The 9926-nt window shown below is 62.3% G+C and carries 10 protein-coding genes and 1 pseudogene; 5 read left to right on the top strand and 6 right to left on the bottom strand.

Going from position 1 to position 9926, the window contains the following annotated elements; genetic code table 11:
* The 3 genes from ASF39_RS18015 to ASF39_RS20825 all read left to right on the top strand — a co-directional run.
* Window positions 1–1163, top strand: a 1163-nt coding sequence (locus ASF39_RS18015; RefSeq protein ID WP_162240608.1) for a calcium-binding protein, incomplete at its 5' end; no start/stop codon positions are given.
* The gene (locus tag ASF39_RS22480) at window positions 1054–2214 is read left to right on the top strand and encodes a calcium-binding protein (protein ID WP_348271525.1); all 1161 of its coding nucleotides are present in this window, start codon (window positions 1054–1056) and stop codon (window positions 2212–2214) included. The genes ASF39_RS18015 and ASF39_RS22480, both read left to right, overlap by 110 nt.
* A gap of 157 nt (window positions 2215–2371) precedes the next feature.
* Window positions 2372–2713, top strand: a complete 342-nt coding sequence (locus tag ASF39_RS20825; protein WP_082494658.1) for a DUF3467 domain-containing protein — start codon at window positions 2372–2374, stop codon at window positions 2711–2713.
* A gap of 167 nt (window positions 2714–2880) precedes the next feature.
* Here the strand turns inward: ASF39_RS20825 and ASF39_RS20820 are convergent.
* The 4 genes and pseudogenes from ASF39_RS20820 to ASF39_RS17995 form a co-directional block, all read right to left on the bottom strand.
* Window positions 2881–3334 (bottom strand): annotated as a pseudogene (locus ASF39_RS20820) (IS66 family transposase zinc-finger binding domain-containing protein); the annotation flags it as partial.
* 226 nt (window positions 3335–3560) lie between these two features.
* Window positions 3561–3845 carry a hypothetical protein gene (locus ASF39_RS18005; RefSeq protein ID WP_056286462.1) on the bottom strand — a complete coding sequence of 95 codons (285 nt, stop codon included), beginning with the start codon at window positions 3843–3845 and terminating at the stop codon, window positions 3561–3563.
* Window positions 3842–5332, bottom strand: coding sequence for a hypothetical protein (locus ASF39_RS18000; protein ID WP_056286459.1), 1491 nt, complete (start codon window positions 5330–5332; stop codon window positions 3842–3844). Before ASF39_RS18000 ends, ASF39_RS18005 begins: the two co-directional genes overlap by 4 nt.
* Window positions 5329–5721, bottom strand: a complete 393-nt coding sequence (locus tag ASF39_RS17995; protein WP_056286457.1) for a hypothetical protein — start codon at window positions 5719–5721, stop codon at window positions 5329–5331. The genes ASF39_RS18000 and ASF39_RS17995 overlap by 4 nt, the downstream gene beginning before the upstream one ends.
* A 484-nt stretch (window positions 5722–6205) precedes the next feature.
* Here ASF39_RS17995 and ASF39_RS17990 point away from each other — a divergent pair, with 484 nt between their 5' ends.
* A complete protein-coding gene (locus ASF39_RS17990; RefSeq protein ID WP_056286454.1) occupies window positions 6206–6538 on the top strand; it encodes a hypothetical protein in 333 nt (110 codons plus the stop codon).
* A gap of 321 nt (window positions 6539–6859) precedes the next feature.
* Window positions 6860–7069: a hypothetical protein gene (locus tag ASF39_RS20810; RefSeq protein ID WP_082494656.1), complete on the top strand. Its 210-nt coding sequence runs from the start codon at window positions 6860–6862 to the stop codon at window positions 7067–7069.
* Between the two features lie 875 nt (window positions 7070–7944).
* Here the strand turns inward: ASF39_RS20810 and ASF39_RS17980 are convergent.
* Both ASF39_RS17980 and ASF39_RS17975 read right to left on the bottom strand, forming a co-directional pair.
* Window positions 7945–9132 (bottom strand): AAA family ATPase, encoded by a 1188-nt coding sequence (locus ASF39_RS17980; RefSeq protein ID WP_082494655.1) that lies wholly within the window; start codon window positions 9130–9132, stop codon window positions 7945–7947.
* Window positions 9132–9878 carry a toprim domain-containing protein gene (locus ASF39_RS17975; RefSeq protein ID WP_162240607.1) on the bottom strand — a complete coding sequence of 249 codons (747 nt, stop codon included), beginning with the start codon at window positions 9876–9878 and terminating at the stop codon, window positions 9132–9134. Before ASF39_RS17975 ends, ASF39_RS17980 begins: the two co-directional genes overlap by 1 nt.
* Between the last annotated feature and the right edge of the window lie 48 nt (window positions 9879–9926).

The following is a 9926-nucleotide window of genomic DNA, read 5'->3' as shown; positions in this document are numbered from 1 at the left end:
CCAACACCCTGGTGGGCAACGCGGGGGCGAACACGCTGAACGGCGGGCTCAATGCTGACGTGATGCAGGGCTTGGGTGGCAACGACGCCTACTACGTCGACAATGGCAACGACCGGGTGTTCGAGGCGGCGGGTGGTGGCACTGACTGGGTGCTGACGAGCGTGAACTACACGCTCACTGCAGGTCAGGAGATCGAGCGGCTCGACACTACCAACGAAGCTGGGACCGGCTCGATCAACCTGTCCGGCAACGCTTTCTCCAACACGCTGGTCGGCAACGCCGGCGTCAACATCCTCAACGGCGGGGCGATCAACCTGTCCGGCAACGCTTTCTCCAACACGCTGGTCGGCAACGCCGGCGTCAACATCCTCAACGGCGGGGCCGGCGCCGACCTGCTCTACGGCCGCGGCGGCAGCGACTTCTACTTCGTCGACAATGCCGACGACCGGGTGTTCGAGGCGGCGGGCGGCGGCAGCGACAAAGTCCTGACGAGCGTGAACTACACGCTTACGGCAGGTCAGGAGATCGAGCGGCTCGACACTACCAACGAAGCTGGGACCGGCTCGATCAACCTGTCCGGCAACGCTTTCTCCAACACGCTGGTCGGCAACGCCGGCGTCAACATCCTCAACGGCGGGGCGATCAACCTGTCCGGCAACGCTTTCTCCAACACGCTGGTCGGCAACGCCGGCGTCAACATCCTCAACGGCGGGGCCGGCGCCGACCTGCTCTACGGCCGCGGTGGTGGCGACACCTACCTCGTCGACAATGCCGGTGACAGCGTGACCGAGGCGGCTGGCGGCGGCACCGATCGGGTACTGACGAGCGTGAGCTACACGCTCACGGCAGGTCAGGAGATCGAGCGGCTGGAGGTGCTGGATGCAGCCAGCACTACTGCCATCAACCTCACAGGAAACGCATTCGCCAACACCCTGGTGGGCAACGCGGGGGCGAACACGCTGAACGGCGGGCTCAATGCTGACGTGATGCAGGGCTTGGGTGGCAACGACGCCTACTACGTCGACGGCAGGTCAGGAGATCGAGCGGCTGGAGGTGCTGGATGCAGCCAGCACTACTGCCATCAACCTCACAGGAAACGCATTCGCCAACACCCTGGTGGGCAGTGCCGGCGCGAACACGCTGAACGGCGGGCTCAATGCTGACGTGATGCAGGGCTTGGGTGGCAACGACGCCTACTACGTCGACAACGCGGGCGATCAGGTGATCGAGGCGTCTGGCGGAGGCACCGATTGGGTGCTGACGAGCGTGAGCTACACGCTCACGGCAGGTCAGGAGATCGAGCGGCTGGAGACCATGAGTTCTGCGGGGACCACCGCCATCAACCTGACCGGCAATGAGCTCGCCAACACCCTGGTGGGCAACGCAGGAGCGAACACGCTGAACGGTGGGCTCGGTGCTGACCTGCTCTACGGCCGAGCCGGCAACGACACCTTCCAAGTCGACAACGCGGCTGATCGCGTGTTTGAGGCGGCGGGCGAGGGGGGCGACCGCGTGCTGGCAAGCGTCAGCTACTCGCTCACAGCAGGCCAGGAGATCGAGCGGCTGGAGACGACGAGTGCTGCGGGGACCACCGCCATCAACCTGACTGGCAATGAGCTCACCAACACCTTGGTGGGCAACGCGGGGGCGAACACGCTAAACGGTGGAGCAGGCTCTGACGCTTTGCTCGGCGGCTCCGGTGCCGATAGGCTTCTCGGCGGAACCGGGGACGACACGCTGGAAGGAGGCCTTGGCGCCGACCGCCTGGAGGGAGGAGCGGGGAGCGACACCGCGTCCTACGGCACCTCTACGGCTGGCGTAACCGTCAACCTTGCGACCGGCTTTGGCTCAGAAGGTCACGCTGAGGGTGATAGACTTGTTGATATTGAACAACTAGAGGGTTCCGGGTACGGAGATCGCCTGACAGGCAGTGTCGACGCAAATACGCTTGAAGGTCAGGGAGGCAATGACATCCTTACCGGGCTTGCAGGTGGTGACACGTTCGTGTTCAAATTGGGCTGGGGTCAGGATAGGATCGAGGATTTTGCAGATGGTGAGGACATGCTCCAGCTGCAAGGCACTGGATTGACATTCGACGACTTAACGGTGACGGCCTCCGGAGATGGTATTTTGATCGGCACGGGAACGGATATGATCCATCTCGCGAACATTGAAATTAGCCAAGTCGACAGGGCTGACTTTCTATTCACTTAAGTTATAATTAACTCCAGTCTTGATAAACCTAGTTCCATAGAGATTGTACCATAGCGCTTGTAGTACAGGCCCAAGACTGGCTGCGTTTTACCTTCCCATATGCACCTCGCCTCATACGAAATCTTGTTTGAAAAACTGACGCGAAAGAAAGTCTACCATGCCCACTAAAGCTCAACAGGACGGTGAGAACACAGCACCAAAAACAGCGGAGCGCAAAGCGGCAAACGGTCAACGCTCGAATATCAAGCCGGTGCGTTGGGACGATTGCGGGATGACAACTTCATTTGCCAATGTAGTGAACGTTATCCACACTCGGGAGGAGTTCATGCTAGTGTTCGGATTAAACAAGTCGGTAAACTTGTCGGAGGCAGAGGAAATGGTGGTTGAAATAAACCAGCAGGTTATGTTGACTCCGCACGCGGCTAAGCGCCTTCTACTGCTCTTACAAAACCGGATTGGCAACTACGAGGCCCGCTTTGGCGAAATCAGTTTGGGATAGTAATTAAACTTCTTGGTATTCTTTGAAAACGTGAGACGGCAACGTTCACCAAAAGCAAAAAGTTTCACCGTGGACGTGTTGCTTGTGCACTAGAACATGCCCGAACAGTTTAGGCATTTGGCGCACCATTTGGCTACCACACCATAAAATAACGTTGTTTTCATAACGAAGGTCTTTAGATACGTCGCCCCCGCGTGCAGCCGCGGGCCGAACGGCGTGCCCCGCGCCGCCTCCGGCACTGGCACTACGGACCGCGTCCCGCGGGACAGGCAACACGGCGAGGCGCCGATGCTGGATGACCACCGGCGCGACTTCGGGAAGCTCGATCCGCTTGGACGCGCTCAAAATCTCGGCGGGAAGATTCCCGCGCAAGGCGCCACCACAACACGCACAGTGATCCGGACGATGCTCGACAATCCGATTGGGATCTTCGCTCATCACCCGACTGTGGCCCTCGTGGCCGGGCTTCGCCACACCGGGCTTGGATTGCTCGCGCCTCTCCTTGCGGTCCGTCGCCGATGGCTTGGACGAGGTGCGTGAGGTCTTCTCCGGGCGCTGCAGTCGCATCACCAGTTCGATCAGCTCTTCGCGGCTCAGCCGCTCAAGATCGCCTCGGCCCATCCTACCAAGGAATCAGCGAAATCCCACCGGCGGAAGGGGGTGGGTAATTACGATTTCGTAGCGCATCTTGCTTCGGAACTCCAAGGGCAGGCTTGCCATCGCGTCGTTGATCGATGTGGTCATGCCGCTATTCCCCTGCGGATCAGGTTAGCTAAACCTTGCGATGGACTTGAGGCGAGCATCACAATAGGCCCGACAACTCTGACAGAGTTACGCACTTTGCCAACTATGACACGCGGCTGATCAGTAGCCGGTCGAAATAGCTGCCGACGTGATCGGATCTCCGGTCGCCCGCGAGGTAGGCCGACAAGGCCGCAGCGTCGTTGTTCAGGAGCATCATCAGGGCCGGATGCGAGATCATCCATGTCCCGCCGCCGACGCGCCGGCCGATGTGCCGGTCCCGAGCCCAAGTCCAGATGGTGCCGGCTGATTTCAGCGCTGCATGTGCCGCCTCATCGACGCTGATGGCCTCCTCGCGGTCCCAAGGGATGAGGACTTGAGGCTGCATCATCGGCTCCCGAAGATATGAGCGAAACGACGCGCGTTCATCTCGTCGCGTTCGCGCTCATCAGCGGTGCCCAGCACGGCGTCCGATAGCATGCCGTAGGTCCGGCGCTTCGTGACATTGACGAGCGCACCAGCCGCGACGTTGATGAGATCGTCATGTGCGCCGGCAGCGTGATCGATGGAGTCCTTGCCGCCCCATGCCGTGCGCCGCTCCAGACCGAGAAGCTCCCGCCGCAGCGTGTCCTGATCGAGCAGGCGGACACGCCGGCTATTCAGGAGCGGCAGGAAGTCGGCGTAGATCGAGCCCTTAGGCTTGTCCGACCGCTCGTAGGAGATGCCGAGCTTCTGCATCCCTTCCTTCACGAACTCGCCGCCCCAGTTGTCGCCTATGACCCTGCTGACGCGATACAGCTTCAGGGTGGCGGCAAACTCGGCACAGGCTGCCTCGGGCGAGAACGGTGGCTTGATGGCCAGCACCAGGTCGAGGATGCCGGCGCCGTCTGCGCTGGCATGCGCGATGGCAAGCGTCATGCTGTCCTGGCCCGAACCACCGGCCGGGTCGACGAAAGCGGAGTAGGTGATGCGGTCCAACGGTTCGCGGACTGTGACGCCGACATCGGTGCATGCGGCCACGACCTCGGCGCTCACGAAGTCGGAGATGCCGTCCCGGAACTCGGCACCATACTCGGCCTTTGCCGCCTCCGCATCCTTCTCGTAGGCGCGGGCGATAATCCGCTCCAGGTTCGGCGAGCGATGCATCGTCAGGGTCGGAGCCTGGATGACGAGGATGCGCGGATCACCACTTGCGCCGAAGCCGCGATGGTAGGTGGTCCAGAGCTCGCCCTTCTTGGCGTAGGGCGACGACAGGACGAACAAAGGACCGCCCAGCGTCGAGAGGCCCGGACGCAGCGCCCGCAGGATCTCCTTGTCGGGGTTGGCGGCGTTCTCGATGTGCCAGAACGCGATCTCGTCGCAGATCACCGCGACAAGGGTTGCAGCGCGCACCGTCTTGAAGTTGGCTGGGGCCACCTCGATGTCGACGCGGTTCGTGAGCCGGATGGTGTCTTGCGTCGGCTCCCCATCCAGCATCTCGGCGAACATCGGGACTTCGGCAAAGATACCGAGCAGGTAGGCGAACGCTTCCTTTGCGGCGCGCACGCCCGTTGCCATGACAGGGAGGCGTGCGCGCTGGCCGGGGGCGAGACGATCTTCGTAGTCGACGCACCCAGCGAAGTAGGCCGCGGCGACGGCGAACGCTCGGGTCTTGCCACCTCGTCGGCCGACGACGCCCCAGACCTCGTCGCAGGGCTCGTCTGGCTCACGCTTGCGCCCCGTCAGCGCCGTGAAGATGACCCGCTCGGCATCCGTCAGCGGCTCGCCCTGGCTCGCGATCAGGACGACCCGCCAGGCTGCCCAGCTCTCGCCCGGCAGCACCGAACCAAAAATGGCAGGATCTTCCAGCGCATGGCGCATGGTGCAGATGCGGGTCATGGGCGGGACCTTCCAGCCGTCGCGGCGACATGTTCACGAAGGCTCTTGCGCACGGACTTGATCGGCGAACCCATCCGACGGCTCTGGCGGTCCATACGATCGCAGAGTTGGCCATAGACGTCGGCATTGACCACCTTGCCGGCGGCCATGTCGGCCTCGATGAGTTCGCGCTGGACGCTCAGCATGGCGAAGGCACGCACCGCCTGGCGCTCGATGACGCCAAGAGCTTCCGTGCCTCCGCGTTCGGTCTCCAGGTCCGCGATGATGTCGGCGAACCGGCGCGCGACGTCTGTGCGGCCGTCGACCCTGCCAAGGAACAGCTTGCCGTTCGAGACTGCGGAGCGTTGGCGGGGCGGCTTCGGCTTCCGGATCACGAGCGAGCCTTCCAAGAATGAGCGTGTGACCTTCTCCAGCTTGACCGCCTCACCATCGCCAAAGCGTAGGGGGCCACGGAGCCGGGGTTTCCGTTGTTGAGCTGGTCACGTCGCCCGCAATGAATAGACCCCCTCGCTCGCTACACTGGTGCCGACCTGTAAGCCAAACGACTAGGCAGCGAACTAGTTACGTCTCAGATATAGGGTAACCCGACAGCGTTTTGCAAGCATAAAGATAATCACGTTGCTTCGAATATAAGCGAACACTTGCGTACGGCAGCGAACGAAATGATGCCCCGTTCGTGAACACGGCCCACCTGAACACGTTGAGAAAGGGCACAGGGGCGCACGTGGCGGCCGAGATGTCCGAGCACCGGAGATCAGGATCCAAAGTGGACGCAAGCTTCCGGGACGGCCCGCATGTGGCGGCATGCCGTATCCGCGACCAGATCCATGCTGCGATCACCGCGCGCCCTCATCGCACTCCAGGAGCAACTCTATGACCATAGACATCCCAGCCACCGCCAAGCCGGGTGACATCCTCACGCCTGATGGCAGGATCCTCTGCCGCGACCATGAGCTACACGAGTTCGGCTACTTCTCGGTGAGCTACGAGCAGGCACAAGTGGCTCGGGCTCATGGATGGGGCTGCCGAACCGGTGTGTTCCTTGAAGCAGAACACTCGGACGACAAGAGCTGGGCCCAGGCGGAGGAAGAGCGTCTGTACGCGATCGAGAACGGTGAAAAGCCACCGCTGGTGCGGATCTTCCGGGAAGCGCCCCCGTCGTGCTCGATCGATACGCCCCTATCGCGCCCGATAGGTTCGAAATAACTGAAGCTTGGAGACGCCGATCGCGGCTGTGCTTCATCAATCCCATCGCCACCAGCGGCGTTAAGGCTGAGCCACCCGGCTTCATCCTTGAGCCGGGTGTAAGCCTGCTCGGCGCAAACAAGAGGTGTGCATATGACCGTGGTCGTTTCGAATAAGATTTGGCTCGAGGGTAGTACCGCGAGGGTGGAGGGACAGCCAATTTCCGCTAATCCCTATCCGGCAGGATCACAGGAAAGCTCAGATTGGTTGGAAGGCTACGCAACGATCGAAGCCGAGCAACTCGTAGCGAGCCCCGATCCCGGCCAAAACATGTAGCGCAACATGACAGAGCAGAAGACCAGCACCTATCCGTACACCCTCGAAGTCGAACGCAACCCCCGATCGGAATCGGCTTGGCAATGGGCTATTCGGAAGCACGGCAAGCTGATTCAGCGGTCGGATCGGGCATTGGCGTCGCAGGCAAAGGCTCAGGCGCAAGGGCAGGAGACCATCGAGAAGCTGCTTCAAGGCGGGGACGAAGGACGCAAATGAAGCGGTAGAATTGGCCTCGATCGTGGGTCGAAGTGTGGGTAGGTGGATGAGTGGGATCACTAAGCGGCTGATTTCGCGCAGAGAACTCGGTCTCTACGGCGGATAGCGTTTCCGCCCAGCTCCGTTTCCACGTGCTCCAACCTTGAAGCTGACAGGTCGTTGAGATGGGCGTCCCGGCCTCTCCGCTTTTTCGGATGCCTCAGTGGAGGTGCCTGGTCGTCCCTCCGACCCATCCGACGATCACCCTCTAAGACGCCAAGAAGGGCGGCGGCTCGGGCACATTCGTCGGAGCTGCGAAGAGGGCGACGCATGGCCCAAAGCCTCGCTACGCGGGTTATGAAACGGGGTCTAAGGCGCGAGCTCAGATTGCTGCTCAGCCAAATCCCGCGAATGAAGCGCCTGCATCCTACTGGCAGCCGCACGACGTCCGCTCAACGACAAGCCGGCGACCTTGCAGGGGTGCCCCACTTTGGAAGGTAAGGCGTGGCAAGGTGTGGCGGTGAGGCGCTTCAGGTGCCTTGCCCCACTGCCTCACTTGCCCCACCACCCTTAAGGGTGGGGCAGGTGTGGCGGGGCGGGGCACCGAGGTTTCCGGCGCAAAGCGAGGTGGGGCAGATGGGATCAGGTCTAAGACGGAAATATCGGATCAGGATGCTCGTCAGCGCGACCAAAGATCCGAAGACATTCCTCACCCAACTGATCCTGGCCATAACATCCAGAATGCTAGAACGTCCTGAGGTCATTGACGCGGGGAACGGCGCTTGCTTCATTACAATCGTTGTCGACGAAGTAGCAAGGGACGAGATCAGAACGCTGCAATTCCTTCAGCTTCTAGACGCGCAGACCATCTTCGACCGGTGGGAGAGCTACCTCTATTAGTCCGATGCGATCTCGCCGACCTCAATGAACGAGCGCTTGTTCCGCTTCTCGTCGCTGCCCTCTATCACGACGAACATCCCGGCACCAATCCACGTCTTGAGCATCGACTTCACACGCGCCTTGCCCGCCATGTCCAACTCGATGCCAAGCGCTTCGGCAATCGGGATGCCGGCCCAGTCCTTCGCCTGTGAGCTCTCCCGCCACCGCCCAGTACCAAAAGCCCGCTGTGCCTTCCGCAAGTCGTCGACCGTAATTCCCTCCATCGCGTCTGGCCATACCCACGGCTCAACGACCGCGATGTGATCGCCTCCGTTCGGCCCATTCCCGAGCGGGACCGACGCGAGCCTGAACCACTCACTCCGATCCGGCGACGGCGCCAAATTCGCTTTGCCATTATCGGCTCGGAAGTACCCACGATGCGAGGTCAGCCCGGCGCGCTCGGCCTGCTCCTTCGTCATTGGGTTTAGGACACGCGCTGATCGCGCTGCCGCGAGCAAAGCACCAGCACCGCGCCCATCCTCAACTGTGAACTCGCTGCTGCCGCCCTGTCCTTTCCTGACGTGGTGGACGAGTTCGATGGCGCAGCGCCCAATTTCGGCGACGCGGTTCCATGCTTTCGCCACGAGGTCGATCGCCGCGTTGTCGTTCTCCGAGACCCGGTGCGACGAAACGAAGGGGTCGACCATCGCGACGTCGATCCGGTTGGTAGTGATCGTCCGCACGAGGTCGTCGACCACGGGTTCGGCGATCTTCGCCCCGTCCTTGGCAGTGGTGGCGATCACGATCTCCGATGTCCGGCCGGAATCCAGAAACAACCGACCTTCCATTTCGCCGGGGTCTATCCCGTAATGAAGGCAGATTGCGGCGACGCGGCGCTCAATCTCCTCTAGTGGATCCTCAAGGTTCACGTACCAGACCCGGAGCCGATTTGGCGGCGTCACGCCGAGCAGCGGCCGGCCCGTCACCATCGCGATGGTCTCGACCAGCACAAGCGACGACTTGCCGACGGCGCCAGGCGCTACGGTGGTACTCAGGAACCGCCGGATCGAATGCCGCCCGTACAGCCATTCCCGGGGCGGGATTTTCGCCGGGTCGCGCCACCGGAACGGCGTTGCGCGGATCGCGGCGCGCTCGCCTTCCGGCACAAAAGCTGCGAAGTCGACGATGGTGTCGGCGGTGGCCATCAGCGTCGAGCCTCCCGGATCGCGTCATTCATGTCGCCGCCGATCCGTGATGCCGCGAGCGTCACCTCGCGCCCGGCTCCATGCCAACGCGTTCCGCACTCCTGCACCGCGGCCGCGCTGGCGCCCCCGTCGTCGGTCTCCACAAGAATCGTCAGGTGCTCGATTCCGGGCAGCACCGGGAAGGCTCGAATGGCGCCAACAGAGCCAAGCGCCCAGACCGGCCGCAAGCCGAGCTGTTGCGCGGCGAGGCACGTCTCGATGCCTTCACCGATAACGAGCCCGGCCGTGATCTCTGCGTCAGCGTCGAGCTTCACCGCCGCGCCACCGGCCGGACCGAGCATCTTGCGCCCGACCTTGGCGCCCTCGGCCGTCAGGGCCGTTCGATGCACGGCCTGCAGTTCGTCGGTGATGATCGAGCGCAGAGCCGCGATCATCGTTGGCATGCGACTATCGCCGAACGGACAGGACGGGTGGAAGCGCAGGACCTCAGGAGCCCGATCGGGGAGACGGAGGGCCCGCGAGGCGAGATACCGCTCGACGAGGGTCCCTTGCGGGTCCCGTGCCTGATCCAAAAGATCGACGGCACGTCGGCTCCTCTCGATCATGCCGGCGTTGGGGAAGTGCATCGCTTTAGCGCGCGCCTCAGTCCGCGGCGACACATCGCCCCGCCGTGAGACGGGGCGGCCAAGCCGCGCCATGACGTGATCCTTGACGGCGCGCCAGTCGTCGCCGGCGTGGCTGTGCACCAGGATGCCGTCCGGTGAGCCGGGCGAGAGGCGGACGCTTACACTACG

Origin of the sequence: Methylobacterium sp. Leaf108, from assembly GCF_001423265.1 — a bacterium.
Lineage (GTDB): Bacteria > Pseudomonadota > Alphaproteobacteria > Rhizobiales > Beijerinckiaceae > Methylobacterium.
This window is presented reverse-complemented; position numbering and strand designations above follow the sequence as displayed.

Coding starts and splice junctions, on each gene's coding strand:
- ASF39_RS20825 (WP_082494658.1), top strand. CDS start 2,372: ATGCCCACTAAAGCTCAACAGGACGGTGAGAACACAGCACCAAAAACA.
- ASF39_RS18005 (WP_056286462.1), bottom strand. CDS start 3,845: ATGATGCAGCCTCAAGTCCTCATCCCTTGGGACCGCGAGGAGGCCATC.
- ASF39_RS18000 (WP_056286459.1), bottom strand. CDS start 5,332: ATGACCCGCATCTGCACCATGCGCCATGCGCTGGAAGATCCTGCCATT.
- ASF39_RS17990 (WP_056286454.1), top strand. CDS start 6,206: ATGACCATAGACATCCCAGCCACCGCCAAGCCGGGTGACATCCTCACG.
- ASF39_RS20810 (WP_082494656.1), top strand. CDS start 6,860: ATGACAGAGCAGAAGACCAGCACCTATCCGTACACCCTCGAAGTCGAA.
- ASF39_RS17980 (WP_082494655.1), bottom strand. CDS start 9,132: ATGGCCACCGCCGACACCATCGTCGACTTCGCAGCTTTTGTGCCGGAA.